This window comes from Halorubrum ejinorense, from assembly GCF_055389685.1.
This window is the reverse complement of record NZ_AP043777.1, coordinates 294,381-318,177: the sequence shown is the minus strand read 5'-3', so window position 1 is coordinate 318,177 and position 23,797 is coordinate 294,381. Positions and strand designations below refer to the sequence as shown.

The following is a 23,797-nucleotide window of genomic DNA, read 5'->3' as shown; positions in this document are numbered from 1 at the left end:
GTTTTACCGTCACTGGAGTCGAACGCCCGCCCGTGCCGAGACCCGGTCACGACCTCGACGCCGACGCCCAACCCGACCCCGCCTCCGACGGTGACGCCGACACCGGCGCACCCGAGCCAGGCCGCGGCGACCGCCCGGCGCTCCTCGCGGCGACACCCGACGCGAACGCGGTGTTCGCTCGGCTCCGAACCATCGCCGTTCTCGTCGGCGCGCTCACGCTTTTCGTGCTGTTGGTCACCGCGGAGCTGCTCGTCCGACTCTGAGCTGCGTCCGCCCGAACCGAAACTGAACGCGATGCGCCCTCGATCGGACGACTGCCGCGCCCTCCCCGGCGGTTTCACTTCCGCTTTCGGGCGCGTTTTTAAAAGGTGCGGGCACGACGGTTCGGACATGGCCCAGTCCACGTTCGACGACGACGACCTGTTCGGCGAGGCCGCCGAGGAGACTCGCGCGGAGGTCGAAGAGCACCTCGCGGCGGCGCGCGAGCAACTCCCGGATCCGGACGCCGTGTGGGAGACGGACGCGGACAACGTCCTCGGCGCGCTCAACGGACTGAAGTCCGCGCTCGACGCCGGCGACGCGCTCGACAGCGTGCGCTCGGCGAAGAAGGCGTACGTCCTCGGCGAGCGCGCCGACGCCTTCGACGACGCCGAGGACCTCGAAGCGGAGATCGAGGAGCTCGAATCGCTCGTCGGCGACATCCAGAGCGCCGCCGACGACGTGGCCTCGCTCACCGGAACGGTCCCGGCGATCCGCGGCGCGCTTCAGGACGCGGCGGACGACGACGAGTAGCCCTCACAGCCCTTCTCACGCCGATTTCCGCTCGACGACGGCCGCCGCCAGCTCCGCGAGCGCCCCGCTCGCGCGGTCGAGCAGCTCCGTGCCGCGTGCGGCGTCGCCGTCGCGCGGGTCGCCGACGACGCCGTTGTCGGTGAACTCGTCGGAGTCGTGCGCGAGGTTCACGCCCGAGACCCACTCGCCCCACCGGTCGGCGGCGCCCGCGCTCGCCCCGTCGACGCGTTCCTCGCGGACCAACTCGGGGTTCGTCGCGCGCAACAGCGCCGTCTCCAGCGGCCCCGCGTGGCCCATGTCGCTCCCGTGGTCGCCGACCGCCTCGAACCACGTGAACGCGACGCCGTACCCGTCGTGGTCGGGGTCGCGCGAGAACCGCCGGGCGACCTCGGCGAGCGCCTCGACGTTTCCGCCGTGCCCGTTGACGAACACGACGCGGTCGACCCCGTGGGCGACCAGCGACTCGGCCGACTCCCGGACGTACGCCCGGAAGGTCTCCGGCGAGACCCACATCGTCCCGTCGAACGCGCGGTGTTCCTCGGCGACCCCGACCGGTATCGGCGGCGCGACCGCGACGGCGCCCGGGGAGTCGGCGGCGTCGGCCGACGCTGCGTCTCCGTTCTCGTACGCCTCGGCGCCGGCCTCGGCGACCGCGACGGCGTTCAGCGTGTCGGTACCCAGCGGCGCGTGCGGCCCGTGCTGTTCCGTGCTGCCGACCGGGAGGAACGCGACGTCGACGTCGGCGTCGCGCACGTCGGTCCAGGCGGCCTCGCTGAGGCGCATACCCACACCTCGGCGGCCGGCGTCGTATAGCCGGCGGTCGTCGCCGACCTCGCACCGATCCGGTTCGTCCGGGTCGGTCGCATCGGTCCGGGTCGGTCGAGCGCGTCCGCGTCGCTCGCGTCGCTCGGGCCGCGAGCGGCCGACGCCGGCCTTCGTCGGCTCCGCTCCCGGGGTATTATGCCGTTCCTCGTGGATCGCGGTCATATGAGCAGTGACAACGCGGACCACGATCTGGAGGGGGACGACCCGGCTTCCGCCGTGACGTTCGGCCCGCTGAAGCGGGCGCTCCGCGAACACCGCTATCCGGTGACGACGGCGGAACTCCGGGAACAGTACGGCGCCGCCGCCGTGGAGACGCCGACCGCGAGCGAGCGGTTCGGCGGCCTGCTCGAAGGGTGTGAAGCGACGCGGTTCCGGGAGCCGCGGGAGGTCCGTGACGCGGTCCTCTCGGTCCTCAGTACGCGCGACGGGTCGATACCGGACCCGTCGACGAAGGCCGCGGACGACTGGACCCGCCTCCGGCGGTGAGGCGGCCGTCGCGCGGCTCCGTCAGTCGTCGTCGCCGCTCTCGGCCTCTTCGGCGATCCGCGCCGTGCGCTCTTGCGCCCGGTCGATGAACTCCTGTGGTAGCTCGTCGATCTCGCCCGCCTGAACGCCCCAGAGGTGCGCGTACAGCCCGTCGTTACTGAGCAGTTCGTCGTGGGTGCCGCGCTCGGCGATCTCGCCGCCCTCCAACACGAGGATCGTGTCCGCGTCCTTGATAGTCGAGAGCCGGTGGGCGATCGCGAACGTCGTCCGGTCGGCGGTGAGTCGGTCGAGCGAGCGCTGGATCAGCATCTCCGTCTCCGTGTCCACGTCCGAGGTCGCCTCGTCTAGGATGAGGATGTCGGGGTCTTTGAGCACGGCCCGCGCGATGGTGACGCGCTGGCGCTGCCCGCCGGAGAGCTTCACGCCGCGTTCGCCCACCATCGTGTCGTAGCCGTCGGGCAGGTTCTCGATGAAGTCGTGGGCCTCGGCGGCCTCGGCCGCCTCGCGAACCTCCTCGTCGGTCGCGTCGAAGGTGCCGTACGTGATGTTCTCGCGGACGGTGCCGTAGAACAGGTACGACGACTGGCCGACGTAGCCGATCGACCGGCGAAGCGACTTGAGCGTCACGTCCCGGACGTTCTGGCCGTCGATCTCGATCGACCCTTCGTCGACGTCGTACATCCGGAGCAGCAGTTTGAGGACGGTGGACTTCCCGGCGCCGGTCGGTCCCACGAGGGCGAGCGTCTCGCCGCCCTCGACGGAGAAGTCGACGTCCTCGACGATCGTCTCCTCGCCGTAGCCGAAGGAGACGTCGTCGTAGACCACGTCGCCCTCGCCGACGGCCAGGTCCTCGGCGCCGGGGTCCTCTGCGAGCCGAGACGGCTCGTCCATCAGCCCGAAGATCCGCGCGGAGGAGGCGCGGGCGCGCTGGTACATGTTAATTATTTGTCCGAACTGCGCCATCGGCCAGATGAACCGCTGCGTGTAGAGGATGAACACGACGAACATCCCGACCGAGAGGTCACCCGTGAACGGCCCCGGCGGCGCGTCCTGGAACACCCAGAGCCCTCCCACGACGAACGTGAGCACGAAGCCGATACCGGCGAGCACGCGGAGCGCCGGGAAGAACTTGATCCGGGTGGTGATCGCGTCCCAGTTGGCGTCGAAGTAGTCCATCGAGACGTCGTCGACGCGGTCGGACTCGTACGGCTCCGTGTTCGACGACTTGATCACCTGGATGCCGCCGAGGTTGTTCTCCAACCGGGAGTTCATCTTCCCGACCGACGAGCGCACCTCGGCGTACTTCGGCTGGATGATCCTGATGAACAGGTAGGTGAAGCCCGCGATGATCGGGACGGGCAGCAGCGCGACTAAGGCGAGCTGCCAGTTGATCCAGAACAGGAGCACGCCGATACCGACCACCATCACCGACAGCCGGAACAGGGAGTTCATCCCGTCGTTTAAGAACCGTTCGAGCCGGTTCACGTCGTTCGAGAGGATGGACATCATCTCCCCGGTCTGCTTGTCGGAGAAGAACTCCATGTTGAGCCGCTGCATCTTGTCGTAGGTGTCCGTCCGGACGTCGTGTTGGATGTTCTGGGCGAACGCGTTGAACCCCCAGTTGCGGATCCAGTGGAACCCCGCCCCGATGCCGAACGCCCCGCCGATGACCGCGATTGTGAACCAGAACTGCTCCGTCTGTCCCGTCGGAAGCCACGCGTCCGGGAGGACCACGAGCGGGATCTGCTCGCTGAACAGCGCGTCCTCGTAGAACACGGCGTCGATGGCGATCCCGAGCATCAACGGCGGCAGGAGATCGAGCAGGCGCGCGAAGACGCTCGCGAAGACTCCCACCGTCACCTGCGGGACGTAGTCGCGGCCGTACTCAACGAACAGCCGCTTCATCGGATTGTCGATCTTGTCCCGCTGCTCCTCGAAGGGGTCGTCTTCTTCCCATTCGACGCCACTCATCACACGAACGTATCCGACAGGGCGGCAAATAGGTTTCCTTCGAACCGAAATACATCGGCAGAAAACGCCGGTAACACGCCCCCATTCGGGCGATCCCGCCCTCGACGGCCGCGGGCGAGAGACCGGTCGTGGCCGTTCGACCGGTCTCGATCGGCAGGCGCGGTGACTGCGGGCCCCCGCGGCGTCGAGACCGGCACTGTTCGCCGCCGACCCGCGGCGTCGGAACCCTCGTCGCCCGCCTTCGATTCGCGGCGTCAGAGGTCGCGCCGCTCGATCGCGGGGTCGATACCGGCGGCTTCGAGGTCCCCCCGGACGCGACGCCTGAGCGGATCGGGGACGCGCTCGCGCGGGATCGGCGCGGCCGTGCCGGCCTCGTCGTCCTCGGTCGGGACGGTCCAGTAGAGGGTGCGCTCCGTCTCGGCGTAGAACTCCACCGCGAACTGCTCGCGTGCCCCCTCGTAGTGGACGCGGGCCGCCGCGCCCTCGGCGCGCCAGCCCTCCTGTCGGACCAAGGCGGCGATCGGTTCTCGCATGGCCGCCTTCGGGCGGCCGGACGGATGTGGGTGTCGGCCGCGGCGTCGAACGCTCGTCTCCCGTCCGGCCGCATCGACACCGGTTTACAACCGCCGCTCCGACGAGTGGACATGTCTCTTCGCGTCACGTTCCTCGGGACGGGCGGCGCCGTTCCGACCGTCGAACGCGCGGCGAGCGCCGTCTTCGTCAACCGCGAGGGCGACCGCTTCCTCTTCGACTGCGGCGAGGGTACCCAGCGCGAGATGATGCGCAGCGGGACCGGCTTCGCCGTCGACCGCGTGTTCGTCTCGCACCTCCACGGCGACCACGTCCTCGGCCTCCCCGGACTCGTCCAGACGCTCGGGTTCAACGACCGCACCGACCCGCTCACGATCCACTGTCCGCCGGGGACCGGCGACCGTCTCCGGGATCTGGTCCGCGCCGCCGGACACGACCCCGCCTTCCCGGTCCGGATCGACCCCGTCGCGCCCGGCGAGGTCGCCCACGAGGCCGACGACTACGCCGTGCGCGCCTTCGAGACGGAACACCGGACCAAATCACAGGGCTACGTCCTGGCGGAGGACGATCGACCGGGGCGGTTCGACCGCCCGAAAGCCGAGGAGCTCGGCGTTCCCGTCGGGCCGAAATTCGGCCGCCTCCACGAGGGCGAGGCGGTCGAGGCGGAGGACGGGACGGTCGTCGAGCCCGAACGGGTGGTCGGCCCGCCGCGTCCCGGTCGCAAACTGGTGTACACCGCCGACACGCGCCCGAGAGAGCGGACCGTGGAGGCGGCCGAGAACGCGGACCTGCTGATCCACGACGCCACCTTCGCCGACGACATGGCCGACCGCGCCCGCGAGACGGCCCACTCGACCGGCCGCGAGGCGGGGTCGATCGCGGCGCGCGCGAACGCGAAACGGCTCGCCTTAGTCCACATCTCCTCGCGGTACGCGGCGGACGCACGCCCGATCCGGCGGGACGCCCGCGAGGAGTTCGACGGGGAGTGCCTGCTGCCCGACGACGGCGACCTGATCGACGTGCCGTTCCCCGACGCGGACTGAGGCGTTGACGGTTCGACCGGTCGGTTCTACTCGGATGGTTTTGTGACTGGCACGAACGCCGCCGGAGCCCCGACCGCTCGATACGAGGTAGCTGCCGCTGCGGACACGACTGCCGAAGCCCCACCCGACCGCAACCGCACCGCACCTCACGCCTCCCCGGCCTCGTCGACGGCTCCCTTCGGTCGCCGCCGACTCCAGCGAGGGACCGAAGGTCCCTCTGGCAGCCGGCGCGTAGCGCCGGCGACAGCGAGGCGCGACGCGCCTCTGGCAGTCGGGCGAAGCCCGACGACCTCGCGCGTGCTCCTTGCGGCCGCCTCCGGCGGCCACTCGCAGGCACGCGTCATCGGATCGGTCCGTTGCTCTCGTCGAGCCCTCGTCTCGTGCGGCTGCGACCCGTGTGATCGTTCCACTCGAAACGAAGCCCGCGTGTGGCTGACGAGCGTCTGACGCGGTCGACGCCGCTGCGTCGTCGGATCTCCGCGGATCGAGAGAACCCTGTTCTGACGCCCTCAGACGACGGTTTTGATCCACTTTCACCGCGGTCACCGTCGTTTTAATACGGTGAGGAACCAACCACCGTACGCCTCCCACCGAAACAAGACCGGAGGCGGAGACACCCCATGAGCGAACTGCGACAGGAAGCGGAAGCGATAGCGGAACAGTTCTCGGACCACGTAGACGTCGATCCCGACGACGTCGAGGAACGGCTGGCGACGCTCGTCGACGAGTACCGCGTGCCGCTCGACGAGGCCCGCCGGAGCGTCACCAACAGCTACCTCGAAGACGCCGGGATGGAGCGGGACGAACTCGGCCGCGGCGGCAGCGAGTCCGTCCTCGTCAACGAGATCGACGAGGACGAACAGTGGGTCGACCTGCGCGTGAAACTGGTCGACCTCTGGGAGCCCCGCAGCGACTCCATCTCACAGGTCGGACTCGTCGGCGACGAGTCGGGCACGATCAAGTTCGTCGCCTTCGAGACCTCCGACCTCCCCGACCTGACGGAGGGGCAGGCGTACGAACTGACGAACGTCGTCACCGACGAGTACGAGGGGAGCTACTCGGTGAAGCTGAACCGGACGACCGGCATCACCGAGGTCGACGAGGAGATCGAGGTCGGCGACAACGCCGACACCGTCGAAGGCGCCCTCGTCGACATCCAGTCCGGCTCCGGACTCATCAAGCGCTGCCCCGAGGACGACTGTACGCGCGTCCTCCAGAACGGCCGCTGCTCCGAGCACGGCCAGGTCGAGGGCGAGTTCGACCTGCGGATCAAAGGCGTCCTCGACGACGGCGAGACCGTCACCGAGGTCATCTTCGACCGCGAGGCCACCGAGAAGCTCACCGGTATGGGCTTAGAGGAGGCCAAGGACATGGCGATGGACGCGCTCGACACCACCGTCGTCGCCGAGGAGATGGGCGACGACGTGCTCGGGCGCTACTACCGCGTCACCGGCCCGACGTTCGGGCGGTACGTCCTGGTCGACGAGATGGAGGACCCCGGAACCGTCGACGTTGAGAGCGCGCTGATCGAAGCGAGGTCGATCTGAATGAGCCAGTCAGCACCCACCCGAGAGGTCGCCCGGCGCGTGTTCGCGAACGAGTTCAACGACGCCGGCTACACGTTCACCGAGTCCGACGACGAGCGCGCCCCCGTCTACGCGCTGTTACCGACCGGCGAGTCCTCGAACCGCGTGTTCTTCGTGGGCACGCTCACCGAGAAGGAAGACGTCGGCGAGGACAGCGAGTACTGGCGCGGCCGCATCGTCGACCCGACGGGCACGTTCTTCGTGTACGCCGGGCAGTACCAGCCGGAAGCCGCTTCCAAACTCCGGGACATGGAGCCCCCGGCCTACGTCGCAGTCGTGGGGAAACCCCGGACCTACGAGGCCGACGACGGCACGGTCCGGGTCTCCGTCCGCCCCGAGTCGATCACCGAGGTCGACGCCGCCACCCGCGATCGCTGGGTCGCGGAGACCGCCCATCGGACCGTCGAGCGCGTCGCCGCGTTCGACGACGAGGGCAACGAGTACGCGCGCATGGCGCGCGAGGAGTACGACCTCGACCCCGAGACGTACAAGGCCGCCGCGCTCTCGGCGTTGGAGGACCTCGACGAGAGCGGCGACGAACTCGCGGGCGACGACGCCGCCGACGGACCCGACCCGGCCGGCACGCCGGAACCCTGACGGCGCCGGCGCGTCCCGGCTCTCGCACGCGATCGCATTTCTTGCTACCGTCTGACAAACGCTTAAGTGATCTGCGGGACCAACGTTCCGCTGATGGGCAACAAGAACAAGACGATCTCGTTCCGCGTCAACGAGGACGCGTTCGAAGCCCTCCGCGACATCGCCGAGGAGCGAGACATCTCGCTGTCGGCGGTCTTCCGGGATTACGTGGACACGCTCGTTGCCCACGACGGTCAGGTCCGAGCCGTTCCGGAGGCCGAGTTGGACCGCATGGACGACGGCGGCGAGTCGTTCCCCCCGAAGATCGAGGTCCCGAAGAGCTTCGTCCGCGAACACGAGCGGCTGGAGCTCGAGGCCGAACACCTCCGCGAGCAGCTCGAAGAGCACAAGCGGTACGTCAACCACCTCCGCGAGCAGCTCGACGACGACGACGAAGAGGTGATCCAGCTGGAGGACTTGGACGGCGACGCCGACGAGCCGTCGTTCCGGCTCGGATAACGACGTTCCGACTCACTCACTCTCGCCGTACCCCCGCCCGTTCAGCCGCGCCGCCGCCCGTCGCCTGCGGTCCCCGCGGTCGAACCCTCGCGCGAAAACCTTCCTGTTCGTCCGTTACTAACCCGCGAAACGCACATGTCGGCGAAAATATTGCCGGACTGCTCGGAGTTTGTTCAGAAATGTCCGATTCTCTCCCCGTCTGATGGACGGTTTCTCAGCGCTAACCCACTATTTCTGATTATACTAAATTATTTACGAAAACAATATTACCCGGGCGGTGGACGGATCGGACATGCGAAGGTGGGTTCGTCCGTGACCGTGTTCGACAGGGCGTACGACGAGACGGTTCGCGTCCTCGACGAGGACGGCGAGGTCGTCGGTGATCTCCCCGACCTCGACGACGAGTCGCTCGTCGAGATGTACAGACACATGCGGTTGGCGCGTCACTTCGACGGCCGCGCGGTGAGCCTCCAACGACAGGGCCGGATGGGGACGTACCCCCCGCTCTCCGGGCAGGAGGGCGCTCAGATCGGCTCCGCGTACGCGCTCGACGAGGACGACTGGATGGTCCCGTCGTACCGCGAACACGGGGCCGCGCTGGTCCACGGGCTCCCGCTGAAACAGACGCTCCTCTACTGGATGGGCCACGAGGACGGCAACAACGCGCCGCCGGACGTGAACGTCTTCCCCGTCGCCGTCCCCATCGCGTCGCAGGTGCCCCACGCCACTGGCGCCGCGTGGGCCTCGAAGCTCCGCGGCCGAGACGACGCCTTCATCTGCTACTTCGGCGACGGCGCGACGAGCGAGGGCGACTTCCACGAGGGGCTCAACTTCGCGGGCGTCTTCGACACGCCGACCGTCTTCTTCTGTAACAACAACCAGTGGGCCATCTCCGTCCCGCGCGAGCGGCAGACCGCGAGCGCGACGCTGGCACAGAAGGCCGAGGCGTACGGCATCGACGGCGTCCAGATCGACGGGATGGACCCGCTCGCCGTCTACAGCGTCACGAAAGCGGCCTTGGAGAAGGCTCGCGACTCGGAGACCGACCGACCGCGACCGACCCTCATCGAGGCGGTCCAGTACCGTTTCGGCGCGCACACGACCGCCGACGACCCGACGGTCTACCGCGACGACGACGAGGTCGAGCGGTGGAAGCGAAAGGACCCGATCGACCGCCTGGAGTCGTACCTGCGGGACGAGGGCGTCCTCGACGACGAGCGGATCGCGGAGATCGAGTCGTCGGTCGAAACGCAGGTCGCGGACGCCATCGACGCGGCGGAGTCGATGGCCCGCCCCGACCCGCGGGCGCTGTTCGAACACGCCTACGCGGAGATTCCGGCCGAGTTGGAGCGACAGTACGACGAACTCGCCGCGCTGCGCGACGAACGGGGCGACGCGGCGTTCTTGGAGGATTGAATGACTGACACACAGAATCTCACGCTGGTACAGGCGGTGCGCGACGGACTACAGACCGAACTACACGAGGACGACGACGTCGTCGTGATGGGCCAAGACGTCGGCAAGAACGGCGGCGTCTTCCGGGCGACGGAGGGGCTGTTCGACGAGTTCGGCGGCGACCGCGTGATCGACACGCCGCTGGCCGAGTCGGGCATCGTCGGCACCGCGGTCGGCATGGCCGCGATGGGGATGCGACCGGTCCCGGAGATTCAGTTCTCCGGGTTCATGTACCCCGGATTCGACCAGATCGTCTCCCACATGGCGCGGTTCCGCGCCCGCAGTCGCGGGCGGTTCACCCTCCCGATGACGCTGCGTGCCCCCTACGGCGGGGGAATTCGCGCGCCCGAACACCACTCCGAGTCGAAGGAGGCGTTCTACGCCCACGAGGCGGGGCTGAAGGTGGTCATCCCCTCGACGCCGCACGACGCGAAGGGGCTGCTCGCGGCGTCGATCCGCGACCCCGACCCGGTGATCTTCCTCGAACCGAAGCTCATCTACCGGGCGTTCCGCGAGGCGGTGCCCGAAGAGCCGTACACCGTCCCGCTCGGCGAGGCGGTTACCCGCCGCGAGGGCGACGACGTCGCCGTGTTCACCTACGGCGCGATGACACGCCCCACGCTGGAGGCGGCCGAGACGCTCGCCGAGGAGGGGATCGACTGCGAGGTCGTCGACCTCCGAACGATATCGCCGCTCGACCGCGAGGCGGTCGTCGAGTCGTTCAAGAAGACCGGCCGCGCGGTGGTCGTCCACGAGGCGCCCAAGACGGGCGGGCTCGCGGGCGAAATCACGGCGATCCTCCAGGAGGAGGCGCTGTTGTACCAGGAGGCACCGATCGGGCGGGTCACCGGGTTCGACGTGCCGTACCCGCTGTACGCGCTGGAGGACTACTACCTCCCGTCCGCGGCGCGCATCGAGGACGGCATCCTGGAGGCGGTCGAATTTTAACATGGCCGTCGGAGATACACCCATGACCGCCGAGGACCGACGCGTGGCCCCAGAGGTGACCGACAGATGACGATCAAGGAGTTCAAACTGCCGGACGTGGGCGAGGGCGTCGCCGAGGGCGAACTGGTCTCCTGGCTGGTCGCTCCCGGCGACCGCGTCGAGGAGGACCAGCCCGTCGCCGAGGTCGAGACGGACAAGGCGCTCGTCGAGGTGCCGTCGAGCTACGACGGGACCGTCGAGGAGCTGTTCGTCGAGGAGGGACAGATGGTCCCCGTCGGCGACGTGATCATCTCGTTCCGCGTGGACGAGGACGGCGGCGAAGACGCCACCGCGGCCGACGACGGCGAGAGCGCCGCCGCCGCGAGCGAGACGGCCGCCGACGAGGGCGCTCCCGACACAGCCGACGCGGAGCCCGAAGCAGCCACCGAGGACGGCACGGAGCCGACGGACGCCGAGCCCGACACGCCGAGCGGTCGGACGTTCGCGCCGCCGTCGGCCCGCCGCCTCGCCCGCGAACTCGGGGTCGACGTCGCGGCCGTCGACGGGAGCGGCCCCGGCGGTCGCGTCAGCGAGGCGGACGTCCGGGCGCACGCGGAGGGCGGTTCGAGCGACGCCCCCGACCCGCGGCCCGCCCCGACGCCGACCGACACCGACGCGGGCGAGCGCAAGTCCGCGGTCAGCAAACGAGGGAGCGCCGACGCGACGGACGCGGGCGGATCCGAGGCCGCGTCCGCCGCGAGCGCGCCGGACCCCGCGGGCCGCGAGACGACGCTCGCGACGCCCGCGACGCGGAAGGTCGCCCGCGAGCGCGGTGTCGACCTCGACGACGTGCCGACCGACGAGACCCGCGACGGCGAGGCGTTCGTCACGGCCGACGCCGTCACCGCGTACGCGGACGCGCTGGAATCGCCGGCCGAGTCGACGCCCGAGCCGGAACCGACGGACGTCGACGCGGGCTCCGCCCCCGACGCGACCGGCGAGCCTGCCGCCGCCGAGACCGCCGGAGGCGACGAGACCGTCCCCTACCGGGGCGTGCGTCGCACCATCGGGAAGCAGATGGAGCGGTCGAAGTTCACGGCGCCCCACGTCACGCACCACGACACCGCCGAGGTCGACGCGCTCGTGGAGGCCCGCGAAGAGCTGAAGCCCAAGGCGGAGGCGGCGGGCGTGAAGCTCACGTACATGCCGTTCGTCATGAAGGCCATCGTCGCGGGGCTGAAAGAGTACCCCTACCTCAACAGCGAACTCCGCGAGGACGAGGAGGAGATCGTTCTCAAAGGCGAGTACAACCTCGGGATCGCCGTCGCGACCGACGCCGGACTGATGGTTCCCGTCGTCGAGGACGTCGACGAGAAGGGCCTCTTCGAACTGGCCGAGGAGGTCAGGGACCTCGCCTCCCGCGCCCGAGAGCGCAAGCTCAAACCCGCGGAGATGAAGGGCGGCACCTTCAGCATCACCAACTTCGGCGCCATCGGCGGCGAGTACGCCACGCCGATCATCAACTACCCGGAGACCGCGATCCTGGGGCTGGGCGCCATCGAGGAACGCCCCGTCGTGCGCGACGGCGACGACGGCAGCGAGGTCGTGCCCGCGCCGACGCTCCCGCTCTCTCTGTCGATCGACCACCGAGTCGTCGACGGTGCGGTCGCGGCCGAGTTCGCGAACACCGTCATGGAACACTTAGAACACCCGCTGCTACTACTCAACGAATAATGGTCGTCGGAGATGTCACCACGGGAACGGAGGTACTGGTCATCGGCGCCGGACCGGGCGGCTACGTCGCCGCCATCCGCGCCGCACAGGAGGGGCTCGACACGACGCTGGTCGAGAAGGACGCCTACGGCGGCGCCTGTCTCAACCGCGGCTGTATCCCCTCGAAGGCGCTGATCACGGGGAGCGGGCTCGCCCACGAGGCCGGCAACGCGGAGTTCATGGGGGTCCACGCGGACCCCGCCGTCGACATGGGGAAGATGATCGAGTGGAAGGACGGCGTCGTCGATCAACTCACGAGCGGCGTCGAGAAGCTCTGTAAGGCCAACGGCGTGAACCTCGTCGAGGGAACGGCGTCGTTCGCCAACGACCACACCGTCCGCGTCGCTCACGGCGGCGACGGGCAGGGGTCGGAGTCGATCGAGTTCGAACACGCGATCGTCTCGACCGGCTCGCGACCGATCCGGATTCCCGGGTTCGACTTCGCAGACGATCACGTCTGGAGCTCGGCGGACGCGCTCGACGCCGAGACCGTCCCCGACCGGCTCGCGGTCGTCGGCGGCGGCTACATCGGCATGGAGCTGGCGACCACCTACGCCAAGCTCGGCGCCGACGTGACGGTCGTCGAGATGCTCGACGACATCCTCGACCCGTACGAGGACGACGTGAAGCGGATCGTCCGCACGCGGGCGGAGGAGCTCGGCGTCGAGTTCCGGTTCGGCGAGGGCGCGAGCGGGTGGTCGGAGGGCGGCGACGGCGGCTACCTCCTCCACACCGAGACCGAAGGAGGTGAGGAGGCGTCGTACCCGGCCGACAAGATCCTCGTCGCGGTCGGCCGGCAGCCGGTCACCGACGGGCTCGACCTCGAGAATGCCGGGATCGAGACGGACGACCGCGGGTTCATCGAGACGGACGACCGCACGCGGACCGCGGTCGACGGCATCCACGCCGTCGGCGACGTCGCCGGCGACCCGATGCTCGCGCACGCGGCCTCCAACGAGGGGATCGTCGCCGCGGAGGTGATCGCGGGCGAACCGGCTGCGCTCGACCGGCAGGCGGTCCCCGCGGCGGTGTTCACCGATCCCGTGATCGGCACGGTCGGCATGACCGAAAGCGAGGCCGAAGAGGCCGGCTTCGAGCCCGCAGTCGGCGAGATGCCGTTCAACGCCTCCGGCCGAGCGATGACGACCGGTCACACGGACGGTTTCGTCCGGATCGTCGCCGACGAGGAGACCGGCTTCGTCCTCGGCGGACAGATCGTCGGGCCGGAGGCCTCGGAGCTGATCGCCGAGGTCGCGCTCGCGGTCGAGATGGGCGCGACCCTCGGGGACGTCGCCGCGACCGTCCACACTCACCCGACGCTCGCGGAGGCCGTGATGGAGGCCGCGGAGAACGCGCGCGGACAGGCGATACACACGCTGAACCGCTGAGGGCTCCCCGAACCGCTCGGGACTCTCGGTCACTGCGGGCGTTCCGATCGTTGGAGGCCCTCCATCCGGGGTGCCCGCTTCTCGAGGTATCGACACACGACCGCTCTCGAACCGTTCGTTCGAACCCTGCTTTCGACTACCGTCTGCCGAACTCTCTACTCCGGCCGGTGCCATCGCGGGCCGCGGGACCGGTTTCGTAGATCGGTAAATAGAACTTCATTATTTTGATAGATACTCCGTTATAATGATTATTCTCTTCCCGAATTAGACAATATTATCAGCGGAGAGGGCGGACGCCTTTTCGATGGCTAGCAACACCCGAGACTGGTGGCCGGACCAGTTGGAGTTGGAGATTCTCGATCAGAACGCCGCTAACGTCAGCCCCTACGACGATGAGTTCGACTACGCGGCGGAGTTTGCGGAGCTTGATCTCGACGAAGTGAAGGCGGACATCGAAGCGGTCCTGACGGACTCGAAGGAGTGGTGGCCGGCCGACTACGGCACCTACGGCCCGCTGTTCATCCGAATGACGTGGCACGCGGCCGGGACGTACCGCTCCACGGACGGCCGCGGCGGCGCGGCCGGCGGTCACCAGCGGCTTCCCCCGATCAGCAGTTGGCCCGACAACGTGAACCTCGACAAGGCCCGCCGGCTGCTGGAGCCGGTGAAGACGAAGTACGGGCGCAAGCTCTCGTGGGCCGACCTCATCGTGCTCACCGGGAACGTCGCGCTCGAGTCGATGGGCTTCGAGACCTTCGGCTTCGCGGGCGGTCGCGAGGACGACTTCAAGGGCGACGACGCCGTCGACTGGGGTCCCGAGAGCGAGTTCGAGACGACCTCCCCAGACCGCTTCGACGAGGAGGGCGATCTCAAGGACCCGCTCGGCAACACCGTGATGGGCCTCATTTACGTGAACCCCGAGGGGCCGAACGGCGAGCCGGACCTCGAAGGCTCCGCGAAGAACATCCGGCAGTCGTTCAGCCGCATGGCGATGGACGACAAGGAGACCGTCGCCCTCATCGCCGGCGGCCACACGTTCGGGAAGGTCCACGGCGCCGACTCCGGCGACAACCTCGGCCCCGAGCCCGAGGACGCTCCAATCGACCTCCAGGGCCTCGGCTGGGACAACGAGTTCGGCGAGGGGAAGGGTCCCGACGCGATCACCAGCGGCATCGAGGGACCGTGGAACGCCACGCCGACCGTCTGGGACACGAGCTACGTCGACAACCTGCTCGGCCACGAGTGGGTCCCCGAGAAGGGCCCCGGCGGCGCCTGGCAGTGGACCACGAAGAACGACGAACTCGACGACGCCGCTCCCGGCGTCGCCGACCCGGACGACGAAGAAGACGTGATGATGCTCACGACGGACGTCGCGTTGAAGCGCGACGAGGACTTCCGGGCGGTGTTAGAGGAGTTCAGCGAGGACCCCGACGAGTTCCAGGACGCCTTCGCGAGGGCGTGGTACAAGCTCCTCCACCGTGACATGGGCCCGCCGGAGCGCTTCCTCGGTCCCGAGGTCCCGGAGGAGACGATGATCTGGCAGGACCCCCTGCCGGAGGCCGACTACGAAGTCATCGGCGACGACGAGGTCGCCGAGCTCAAAGCCGAGCTCCTCGATTCGGAGCTGTCGGTCGACGAGCTCGTCAAGACCGCGTGGGCGGCGGCGTCCACCTACCGCGACAGCGACAAGCGCGGCGGCGCCAACGGCGCCCGCATCCGCCTCGAACCGCAGCGGAGCTGGGAGGCCAACGAGCCCGACCAGATGGAGACCGTCCTCTCGACGCTCGAAGCCGTTCAGGCGTCGTTCAACGAGTCGCGCGACGACGACGTGCGCGTCTCGCTCGCCGACCTCATCGTGCTGGGCGGCAGCGCCGCCGTCGAGCAGGCCGCGGCCGACGCGGGCCACGACGTCGAGGTCCCGTTCGAACCCGGCCGCGTCGACGCCACGCCCGAGCAGACGGACGCCGAGTCGTTCGAGGCGCTCGAACCCGACGCCGACGGCTTCCGGAACTACCTCGGCGACACGGACGAGGCCGTCGAGGACCTCATGGTCGACAAGGCTGACCTACTCGGGCTGACCGCCGCCGAGATGACGGTGCTGGCCGGCGGCCTGCGCGCGCTGGGCGCGACCTACGGCGACTCCGACCGCGGGGTCTTCACCGACGAGCCCGGCACGCTCTCCAACGACTTCTTCGCGAACCTGCTCGACATGCGGTACGAGTGGGACGCGGTCACCGACGACCAGGACGTCTACGAGATTCGCGACCGCGACACCGGTGAGGTCCGGTGGGAGGCGACGCGTGCCGACCTCGTCTTCGGCTCGAACGCGCGACTCCGCACCATCGCGGACGTGTACGCGAGCGACGACGCGAAGTTCGTCGAGGACTTCGTCGAGGCGTGGAGCGAGGTCATGACGCTCGACCGCTTCGACCTCGAGTAACGCGTCGCTCGCGGTTCCTCTCCGATTCGACGCCGTTCTCTCCGGTTCCGCCGTCCTCCCTTCCTCCCTCGCTCGCCGCTCGTCGAGCCTGCCGTTCGCATTCGCCAGTCCCCACTAACTCACGACCGCGGACGACGGGAGCGCTGCCCTTCTGGAGTCACCTCGGACTCCGCTGGCGCTGCCTGCGCAATTCTATATCGCGTTATACGATTTATTACTGGACTCACTATGGGCTCCCCGCTGTGACGGCACACCGCTCCGTTCCCGTCCGTGCCGGCGTTTCGCCGCCGATCGACCGGCTTTTTTCCCGCCGAGCCGTGGTTCGCGACATGGCAAACGAGTTCGACCCGGAGAAGTTCGAGGACAAGTACGCCAACTACTTTCAGGAGCTCCAGCGGGCGTACAAGAACGCGTTCAACCAGATGAACGACCGGTACGACTCGGAGCTGATCCACGGTATCGACCAGACCGTGCTCAACGAGTCGGAACCGTTCTACGAGGACGGTGCCTTCCGCGTCGAACTCCCGGAGAACCCGCGCGAGCGGATCCGCGGCGCCGTTCCGGTCGACGACGACACGTTCGAGGAGGCGCTCGACGAGTACGTCGAGCGGATCGAGTCCGAACTGTACCGGACGCTCGGCGTCGACCGCCCGGAGTAACGCTCCACCCGAATCCGCCCGAACCAAAGGCATAAGCACGCCGCCCGCCAACTCGCGAGCATGAGCACGGACACGACTGACGCGGACAACGACCTCCGCGAGCGGATCACGAACTTCCTGCGGCGCAACTTCCCGCAGATCCAGATGCACGGCGGAAGCGCCGCGATCAACCACCTTGACCGCGAGACGGGCGAGGTCACGATCCAGCTCGGCGGCGCGTGTTCCGGCTGCGGCATCTCTCCGATGACGATCCAGGCGATCAAGTCCCGGATGGTCAAGGAGATCCCCGAAATCGAGACGGTCCACGCCGACACCGGCATGGACTCGGGCGCCGACGGCGACCTCGGCGGTACGAGCAGCGGCGGCGGCATGTCCCCCTCCTTCCCCGGGGAGACCACCGACGACGGCGGCGACGACGAAGGCCCGCAGGCGCCGTTCTGAGGTAGCCGACGCCGCTCCGTTCTTCTATATTCTCGGTTCGACGAGCCACTGCCATCGAAATCGGCCGTTTTGCCGGAAGAATCGTCTCTATCGCCTGATTCTGTAGTCTGAGATGCGCCACCGTCCGCCCGTGCCGACGCGAAAATAAACCTCATGACGCTATATAGAATTCGGTACGACATCCCCGTCGCTCCGACTGAAGCCTTTTTCATCCCGGCAGTCGTGGGGAGACTCTATGTACCATCGCAAGGTCGAACCCACGGCGGAGTACGTCGCGCGGTTCGAGACGGGCGCCGACTGGCGCGAGGAGATCGAGTCGCTCGCCCGCGAGGAAGACGTCGAGGCCGGCTGGTTCACGGCGCTCGGCGCGGTCCAGGACGCGGACGTCTGGTTCTACGACCAGGAAGACACCGAGTACCGGTCGGTCACGTTCGACGAGCCGCTGGAGGTGGCCGCCTGCGTGGGTAACGTCTCGCTCCTCGAAGGCGAGACCTTCGCGCACACGCACGCCGTCCTCTCGCGGCCGAGCGGGCAGGCGCTCGCGGGCCACCTCGACTCGGCGACCGTGTGGGCCGGGGAGTGTCACCTCCGCGCGTTCGCCGAGCCGCTGGAGCGCTCGCACGACGAGGCCACCGACCTCGACCTGTGGCTGTGAGCCGACGAACGCGAGGCGACGAGTCCCGGCGATGAGACCGGACGACGAGCGCTACTTCGCGCGGATCGAAGACCGTCTCGACGAGGCGTGGGACGTCGCGGAAGCGGCCAAAAAGCAGGGACGTGACCCGGAGCCGGAGATCGAGATCCCGGTCGCGCGCGACATGGCCGACCGCGTCGAGAACATCCTCGGGATCGACGGCGTCGCGGAGCGCGTCCGCGACCTGGAGGGAGAGATGTCCCGGGAGGAGGCGGCGCTCGAACTCGTCACGGACTTCGTCGAGGGGACCGTCGGCGACTACGACTCCCGCGAGGGGAAAATCGAGGGGGCGGTCCGGACCGCCGTCGCGCTGCTCACCGAAGGCGTCGTGGCCGCGCCGATCGAGGGGATCGACCGCGTGGAGCTGTTAGAGAACGACGACGGCACCGAGTTCGTCAACGTCTACTACGCGGGACCGATCCGGTCGGCGGGCGGGACCGCACAGGCGCTGTCGGTGCTCGTCGCCGACTACGCCCGCTCGCTGCTCGATGTCGACGAGTACAAGGCCCGCGACCAGGAGGTCGAGCGGTACGCCGAGGAGATCGCCTTATACGACAAGGAGACCGGGCTCCAGTACACGCCGAAGGACAAGGAGTCGAAGTTCATCGCGAAGCACATCCCCGTCATGCTCGACGGCGAGGCGACGAGCGACGAGGAGGTGTCCGGGTTCCGCGACCTCGAACGGATCGACACCAACTCCGCCCGCGGCGGGATGTGCCTCGTCGCGGCCGAGGGGATCGCGCTGAAGGCCCCGAAGATCCAGCGGTACACCCGCGATCTGGAGGAGGTCGACTGGCCGTGGCTCCAGGACCTCATCGACGGCACGATCGGGAAGGACGGGGCCGGCGACGGCGACGACCCCGAATCTGCGGACGGGGCGGACGAGGCGGACGAGGCGGACGACGCGGCGGGCGGCGACGAGGCGGCCGACGGCGAACCGGACGACGCGGAGTCCGACGTCGAAGCCGAGGCCGACGGCCCGCCGCGAGCCGAGCCCTCGCAGAAGTTCCTCCGTGACCTCATCGCGGGCCGCCCCGTCTTCACCCACCCGAGCGAGGCCGGCGGGTTCCGGCTCCGTTACGGCCGGGCGCGGAACCACGGCTTCGCGACCGGCGGCGTCCACCCCGCGACGATGCACATCGTCGACGACTTCCTCGCGGCCGGGACCCAGATCAAGACGGAGCGGCCGGGGAAGGCGCACGGCGTCGTGCCCGTCGACTCCATCGAGGGGCCGACCGTTCGACTCGCGAACGGCGAGGTCCGGCAGATCGACGACCCCGAGGAGGCGAAGGAGATCCGGAACGGGATCGAGAAGGTGCTCGATCTGGGGGAGTACCTCGTCAACTACGGCGAGTTCGTCGAGAACAACCACCCGCTCGCGCCGGCCTCGTACGTCCCCGAGTGGTGGGTCCAGGAGTTCGAGGACGCCGGCGCCGACGTCCGCGCGATGCGGGACGATCCGCACGTCGACCTCGAACACCCCGCCGTCGACGCCGCGCTCGCGTGGGCGGACGAGTACGACTGCCCGCTCCACCCCGAGTACACCTACCTCTGGCACGACGTGTCGGTCGACGCCTTCGAGACCCTCGCCGACGCGGTCGCCGCGGGCGATGTCGTCGAGGGCGTGCTCGCGATCGAGCACACCGACCGGGTGCGAGACGCCTTGGAGTCGCTGCTGATCGAGCACGCGGCGACCCCCGACGCCCTCCGAATCCCGACGTGGCGACCCCTCGCGCGGTCGCTCGGAATCGACGACGGACTCCGCAAGGAGTGGGACGCGGACGACCTCTCGCGGGCCGCCCGCGGGTACGCAGACGGGGAGAACGCGGTCCGCGCGGTCAACGAGGTCGCCCCGTTCGAAGTGCGCGAGCGCGCCCCGACCCGGATCGGCAACCGGATGGGGAGACCGGAGAAGTCGGAGAGCCGCGACCTCTCGCCGGCGGTCCACACCCTCTTCCCGATCAACGAGGCGGGGGGGCCCCAGCGCGACGTCGCGGAGGCGGCGAACGTGATGGACGACCGCGGCCGCCGCGGCCGCCACGACCTGGAGGTCTCCGACCGCGTCTGCCCCGACTGCGGCGACCACGCCTACGCCGCTCGGTGTCCGGACTGCGGGGCGCACACGGAGCCGCACTACGAGTGCGGCGACTGCGGCACCGTCTGCGAGCCGGACGAGGCCGGCCGCGTCGAGTGCCCGAACTGCGAGTGGGAGGTGACGGCCGCGAGCTACCAGGAGGTCGACGTCAACGACGCGTACCGCTCCGCGCTGGAGACGGTCGGCGAGCGCGAGTCCGCCTTCGAGATCCTGAAAGGCGTTCAGGGGTTGACCTCGCGGAACAAGACGCCGGAGCCGATCGAAAAGGGGGTCCTCCGCGCGAAGAACGGCGTCACGTCGTTCAAGGACGGGACGGTCCGCTACGACATGACGGACCTCCCCGTCACCGCGGTCCGCCCGGAGGAACTCGACGTCACCGCGGACCACTTCCGCGAGCTGGGCTACGAGACCGATGTCGACGGCGAGCCGCTGCGACACGACGACCAGGTCGTCGAACTGCGAGTCCAGGACATCGTCCTCTCGGACGGCGCCGCGGAGCACATGCTGAAGACCGCGGACTTCGTCGACGACCTCCTCGAACAGTTCTACGGGCTCGACCGCTTCTACGAGGTGAACGAGCGCGACGACCTCGTCGGCGAGCTCGTCTTCGGGATGGCGCCGCACACGAGCGCCGCGACCGTCGGGAGAGTGGTCGGTTTCACATCGGCCGCGGTCGGATACGCGCATCCGTACTTTCACGCCGCGAAACGGCGGAACTGCTTCCATCCGGAGACGGAGATCGAGTATCGAGACAACGCGGGTCGGCACCGCGAAACGATCGAGACGTTCGTCGAGGACCGGCTGGACGATCCGCGGACCGACGACTTCGGAACGCTCGTTGAGGAACTCGACGGTGCGATCGAGGTGCCTTCGATCGACGAACGCGGAAACGAGGTGACACAGCCGGTGACTGCCGTCTCAAAACATCCGAGTCAGGATCACCTCGTCCGGATCGAAACGCGTCGAGGGCGTTCGATTCGCGTGACGCCCGACCACACGATGCTGCGAGTCGTCGACGGGGAAGTTGAAAAAGTGGCCGCGAACGAACTGGAGGTCGGTGATTCCGTTCCGTCGAGTCCTTCACAGCAGAACGTATCGCCGAACGCCGCCACCGGCATGGCGACGGACGGAGGAATCGAGACTGACGAAGTTGCGTCGGTTTCGTTCCTCGAAAGCGACGTCGAATACACGTACAATCTTACCGTCGCCGAGACGCACACGCTCGCGGCGAACGACTTGTCAGTCGCTCAATGTGACGGCGACGAGGACTGCGTCATGCTCCTCATGGACGGACTGCTCAACTTCTCGAAAGAATACCTCCCCGATCAGCGTGGCGGCAGTGTCGCCGAGGACTCCCGACTCGTCGCTCGCGATCCACATGGACGGATCCGATACCTCACATTCCAGGAGTTCTGGAACGAGCTCGAATCGCCCGTCGAAGTCGATGGGAAGTTCAAGAAACGAACGTGCGTACACGAAGGCTGGCAGACGTACACGTTCGACGGGAGTCATGAGTCGAGTCTCCAACCGATCGAGAAGGCGATCCGATACCGCGCCGACGAGGACGAGACCCTGCTTAGGGTCGAGACGCAGTTCGGACGATCGCTCGATATCACGCCGAATCACAGTCTGTTTCGGTACGATGACGGTATCGAAGAAGTCGCCGGCGATGACCTCGAAGTCGGCGACCTCGTCGTCGCGCCACAGCAGTTCGACGTCGAGCCGCAGGCCGGCAACGTCGTCGACGTCGCGGAGTGCGTCGACGATCCCTACGTGTTCATCGACGAATCGGTTGAATCCTATCTCCGAGAGGTGTGGGACGAGACGCCGTGGGGAAGTGACGCTCGCGCTGCCTTCGACGGCGGACTCTCGTATCGACTCTCGAAAAAGAAGATCGCCTTGCGAACCCTCCGTGATATCGAAGGGGTATCACGAAACTGGCGCGCTGAGTGGAACCTGCAGATCGGTCGCAAGGGATCCTCAAAAGGTGTCTCGCGGTATATCCCGATGAACGAGGACTTCTCGTGGCTTCTCGGACTGTTCGCCGCTGAGGGATCGACCTCGTCTGTTCGACCGACTATCACCAACGCCGACGAGGAGGTCGTCCGACGGGCCGAGCGCATCATCACGGATACGCTCGGCGTCGAACCGTCAGTACGGTGGTCGAACAAGGCGTACGAAATCGGGTTCCCGGCTGTGTTCGAGGATGTCTTGTTCGAACTCGGCTTCCGTGACGAGGAGTCGTACGATTCGAGCGAGAAGGTCGTTCCCGAACCGATCCGCCGCGGCGACCGATCGGTGGTACGGTCGTTCTTGCGTGGATTCATCACTGGAGACGGGAGCGAACCGACCGACGAAAATCACACGTCGATCAGATTCCATACGACGAGTGAAGACCTCAAAGACGGGATCGTCTTCCTGCTCCACCGACTCGGCATCGTTGCCAACGTCTCGACGCGCGACAGAGAGACGCCTCGACAACGGATCTACACGGTTACCGTCTCCGGCGGGGCCTCAGACAACCCGCTTCGACGCGTTCTTGACGGCGAGGATCCATATCAACCGAAGAGTCTCACAGTCGGCGTTCCTGAGGAACTCCTCGAAATCAGACGCATGGACATCTCGGGAATCACCGAGCTCATCCCGAAATACCTCAAGCGACGTGAAAACATCAGCCTCGAACAGCTGGAGTCGATCGTCGAGACGCTCGACGAGCGCGACCTCCCAACCGTTGCACGCGAGATGCTCGAGACGATCCGTCCGCTCGTTGACGGTGACCTCGCGTATCTCCGGGTTACCGATGTAGATCGCATCGATTACGACGGTCACCTCTACGACTTACAGGTCGGCGGTGACCCGGTGTTCACGGCCAACTGGCTGTACGCTCACAACTCCATGGACGCGCCGCTCGTCATGTCCTCGCGGATCGACCCCTCGGAGATCGACGACGAGGCGCACAACGTCGACATCGTGCGCGAGTACCCCAAGGAGCTGTACGAGGCCTCGCGGGAGATGGCCGACCCCGAGGCGGTCGAGGATCTGATCCAGATCGGCGAGGACACCCTCGGCACGGACGACGAGTACCACGGGTTCGACCACACCCACGACACGACGGACATCGCGATGGGGCCGGACCTGTCGGCGTACAAGACGCTCGGCGACATGATGGAGAAGATGGACGCGCAACTTGAGCTGGCCCGGAAGCTGCGCGCGGTCGACGAGACCGACGTGGCCGAGCGCGTCATCGAGTACCACTTCCTGCCGGACATCATCGGGAACTTGCGCGCGTTCTCGCGACAGGAGACGCGCTGTCTCGACTGCGGCGAGAAGTACCGCCGGATGCCGCTGACCGGCGAGTGCCGCGAGTGCGGGGGTCGGGTGAACCTCACCGTCCACGAGGGGTCGGTGAGCAAGTACGTCGACACCGCCATCGAGGTGGCCGAGCGGTTCGGCTGCCGGCCCTACACGAAACAGCGGCTGAAGGTGTTAGACCAGTCGCTCGAATCGATCTTCGAGGACGACACCAACAAGCAGTCGGGCATCGCGGACTTCATGTGAGGCGGTCCGTCGGGCCGCTCGCGGCCGCCCCTCCGGGG

Annotated in this window: 19 protein-coding genes; 16 read left to right on the top strand and 3 right to left on the bottom strand. The window is 67.9% G+C overall.

Features of this window, described 5'->3' with window-relative positions; all coding sequences use genetic code 11:
- Nucleotides 1-32 precede the first annotated feature (32 nt).
- Both ACZ5KW_RS02645 and ACZ5KW_RS02640 read left to right on the top strand, forming a co-directional pair.
- A complete protein-coding gene (locus ACZ5KW_RS02645; protein WP_343779639.1) occupies nt 33-263 on the top strand; it encodes a hypothetical protein in 231 nt (76 codons plus the stop codon).
- A gap of 127 nt (nt 264-390) precedes the next feature.
- Nucleotides 391-792 carry a DUF5790 family protein gene (locus ACZ5KW_RS02640; RefSeq protein WP_343779637.1) on the top strand — a complete coding sequence of 134 codons (402 nt, stop codon included), beginning with the start codon at nt 391-393 and terminating at the stop codon, nt 790-792.
- 15 nt (nt 793-807) lie between these two features.
- Here ACZ5KW_RS02640 and ACZ5KW_RS02635 read toward each other — a convergent pair whose 3' ends face one another.
- Nucleotides 808-1,575 (bottom strand): creatininase family protein, encoded by a 768-nt coding sequence (locus ACZ5KW_RS02635; protein ID WP_343779635.1) that lies wholly within the window; start codon nt 1,573-1,575, stop codon nt 808-810.
- 204 nt (nt 1,576-1,779) lie between these two features.
- On the opposite strand from ACZ5KW_RS02635, the gene ACZ5KW_RS02630 reads away from it, so the two are divergent.
- Entirely contained in the window at nt 1,780-2,103 is a 324-nt protein-coding gene (locus tag ACZ5KW_RS02630) for a DUF5789 family protein (protein WP_343779633.1), read from the top strand.
- A gap of 21 nt (nt 2,104-2,124) precedes the next feature.
- On the opposite strand, the gene ACZ5KW_RS02625 is transcribed toward ACZ5KW_RS02630, so the two are convergent.
- Together ACZ5KW_RS02625 and ACZ5KW_RS02620 are read right to left on the bottom strand one after the other, a co-directional pair.
- A complete protein-coding gene (locus ACZ5KW_RS02625; RefSeq protein ID WP_343779631.1) occupies nt 2,125-4,074 on the bottom strand; it encodes an ABC transporter ATP-binding protein in 1,950 nt (649 codons plus the stop codon).
- Nucleotides 4,075-4,328: 254 nt separating this feature from the next.
- Entirely contained in the window at nt 4,329-4,607 is a 279-nt protein-coding gene (locus ACZ5KW_RS02620; protein ID WP_343779629.1) for a DUF7538 family protein, read from the bottom strand.
- A 111-nt stretch (nt 4,608-4,718) separates the two neighbouring features.
- Here ACZ5KW_RS02620 and rnz point away from each other — a divergent pair, with 111 nt between their 5' ends.
- The 13 genes from rnz to polC all read left to right on the top strand — a co-directional run bounded on the left by rnz (nt 4,719) and on the right by polC (nt 23,759).
- A complete protein-coding gene (gene rnz / locus ACZ5KW_RS02615; RefSeq protein ID WP_343779627.1) occupies nt 4,719-5,648 on the top strand; it encodes a ribonuclease Z in 930 nt (309 codons plus the stop codon).
- A gap of 620 nt (nt 5,649-6,268) precedes the next feature.
- Entirely contained in the window at nt 6,269-7,195 is a 927-nt protein-coding gene (locus ACZ5KW_RS02610; protein ID WP_343779626.1) for a replication factor A, read from the top strand.
- Nucleotides 7,196-7,831 (top strand): RPA family protein, encoded by a 636-nt coding sequence (locus ACZ5KW_RS02605; protein ID WP_343779624.1) that lies wholly within the window; start codon nt 7,196-7,198, stop codon nt 7,829-7,831. It begins immediately after the preceding gene.
- A gap of 93 nt (nt 7,832-7,924) precedes the next feature.
- A complete protein-coding gene (locus ACZ5KW_RS02600; RefSeq protein ID WP_343779621.1) occupies nt 7,925-8,329 on the top strand; it encodes a DUF8146 domain-containing protein in 405 nt (134 codons plus the stop codon).
- Between the two features lie 312 nt (nt 8,330-8,641).
- The gene (pdhA, locus tag ACZ5KW_RS02595; RefSeq protein WP_343779619.1) at nt 8,642-9,745 is read left to right on the top strand and encodes a pyruvate dehydrogenase (acetyl-transferring) E1 component subunit alpha; all 1,104 of its coding nucleotides are present in this window, start codon (nt 8,642-8,644) and stop codon (nt 9,743-9,745) included.
- Nucleotides 9,746-10,732, top strand: a complete 987-nt coding sequence (locus tag ACZ5KW_RS02590) for an alpha-ketoacid dehydrogenase subunit beta (protein ID WP_343779617.1) — start codon at nt 9,746-9,748, stop codon at nt 10,730-10,732.
- A 66-nt stretch (nt 10,733-10,798) separates the two neighbouring features.
- A complete protein-coding gene (locus ACZ5KW_RS02585) occupies nt 10,799-12,445 on the top strand; it encodes a 2-oxo acid dehydrogenase subunit E2 (protein WP_343779615.1) in 1,647 nt (548 codons plus the stop codon).
- On the top strand, nt 12,445-13,872 hold the full coding sequence (gene lpdA / locus ACZ5KW_RS02580) for a dihydrolipoyl dehydrogenase (RefSeq protein WP_343779613.1): 1,428 nt from the start codon (nt 12,445-12,447) through the stop codon (nt 13,870-13,872). The genes ACZ5KW_RS02585 and lpdA overlap by 1 nt, the downstream gene beginning before the upstream one ends.
- A gap of 304 nt (nt 13,873-14,176) precedes the next feature.
- Entirely contained in the window at nt 14,177-16,312 is a 2,136-nt protein-coding gene (katG, locus tag ACZ5KW_RS02575) for a catalase/peroxidase HPI (protein WP_343779611.1), read from the top strand.
- Nucleotides 16,313-16,641: 329 nt separating this feature from the next.
- Nucleotides 16,642-16,971, top strand: coding sequence for a DUF5783 family protein (locus ACZ5KW_RS02570; protein ID WP_343779609.1), 330 nt, complete (start codon nt 16,642-16,644; stop codon nt 16,969-16,971).
- A 60-nt stretch (nt 16,972-17,031) separates the two neighbouring features.
- Nucleotides 17,032-17,412: a NifU family protein gene (locus tag ACZ5KW_RS02565; RefSeq protein ID WP_343779607.1), complete on the top strand. Its 381-nt coding sequence runs from the start codon at nt 17,032-17,034 to the stop codon at nt 17,410-17,412.
- A 235-nt stretch (nt 17,413-17,647) separates the two neighbouring features.
- A complete protein-coding gene (locus tag ACZ5KW_RS02560; protein WP_343779604.1) occupies nt 17,648-18,067 on the top strand; it encodes a PPC domain-containing DNA-binding protein in 420 nt (139 codons plus the stop codon).
- Nucleotides 18,068-18,098: 31 nt separating this feature from the next.
- The gene (gene polC / locus ACZ5KW_RS02555) at nt 18,099-23,759 is read left to right on the top strand and encodes a DNA polymerase II large subunit (RefSeq protein WP_343779601.1); all 5,661 of its coding nucleotides are present in this window, start codon (nt 18,099-18,101) and stop codon (nt 23,757-23,759) included.
- Nucleotides 23,760-23,797: the final 38 nt, after the last annotated feature.

Coding starts and splice junctions, on each gene's coding strand:
- ACZ5KW_RS02640 (WP_343779637.1), top strand. CDS start 391: ATGGCCCAGTCCACGTTCGACGACGACGACCTGTTCGGCGAGGCCGCC.
- ACZ5KW_RS02635 (WP_343779635.1), bottom strand. CDS start 1,575: ATGCGCCTCAGCGAGGCCGCCTGGACCGACGTGCGCGACGCCGACGTC.
- ACZ5KW_RS02630 (WP_343779633.1), top strand. CDS start 1,780: ATGAGCAGTGACAACGCGGACCACGATCTGGAGGGGGACGACCCGGCT.
- ACZ5KW_RS02625 (WP_343779631.1), bottom strand. CDS start 4,074: ATGAGTGGCGTCGAATGGGAAGAAGACGACCCCTTCGAGGAGCAGCGG.
- ACZ5KW_RS02620 (WP_343779629.1), bottom strand. CDS start 4,607: ATGCGAGAACCGATCGCCGCCTTGGTCCGACAGGAGGGCTGGCGCGCC.
- rnz (WP_343779627.1), top strand. CDS start 4,719: ATGTCTCTTCGCGTCACGTTCCTCGGGACGGGCGGCGCCGTTCCGACC.
- ACZ5KW_RS02610 (WP_343779626.1), top strand. CDS start 6,269: ATGAGCGAACTGCGACAGGAAGCGGAAGCGATAGCGGAACAGTTCTCG.
- ACZ5KW_RS02605 (WP_343779624.1), top strand. CDS start 7,196: ATGAGCCAGTCAGCACCCACCCGAGAGGTCGCCCGGCGCGTGTTCGCG.
- ACZ5KW_RS02600 (WP_343779621.1), top strand. CDS start 7,925: ATGGGCAACAAGAACAAGACGATCTCGTTCCGCGTCAACGAGGACGCG.
- ACZ5KW_RS02590 (WP_343779617.1), top strand. CDS start 9,746: ATGACTGACACACAGAATCTCACGCTGGTACAGGCGGTGCGCGACGGA.
- ACZ5KW_RS02585 (WP_343779615.1), top strand. CDS start 10,799: ATGACGATCAAGGAGTTCAAACTGCCGGACGTGGGCGAGGGCGTCGCC.
- lpdA (WP_343779613.1), top strand. CDS start 12,445: ATGGTCGTCGGAGATGTCACCACGGGAACGGAGGTACTGGTCATCGGC.
- katG (WP_343779611.1), top strand. CDS start 14,177: ATGGCTAGCAACACCCGAGACTGGTGGCCGGACCAGTTGGAGTTGGAG.
- ACZ5KW_RS02570 (WP_343779609.1), top strand. CDS start 16,642: ATGGCAAACGAGTTCGACCCGGAGAAGTTCGAGGACAAGTACGCCAAC.
- ACZ5KW_RS02565 (WP_343779607.1), top strand. CDS start 17,032: ATGAGCACGGACACGACTGACGCGGACAACGACCTCCGCGAGCGGATC.
- ACZ5KW_RS02560 (WP_343779604.1), top strand. CDS start 17,648: ATGTACCATCGCAAGGTCGAACCCACGGCGGAGTACGTCGCGCGGTTC.
- polC (WP_343779601.1), top strand. CDS start 18,099: ATGAGACCGGACGACGAGCGCTACTTCGCGCGGATCGAAGACCGTCTC.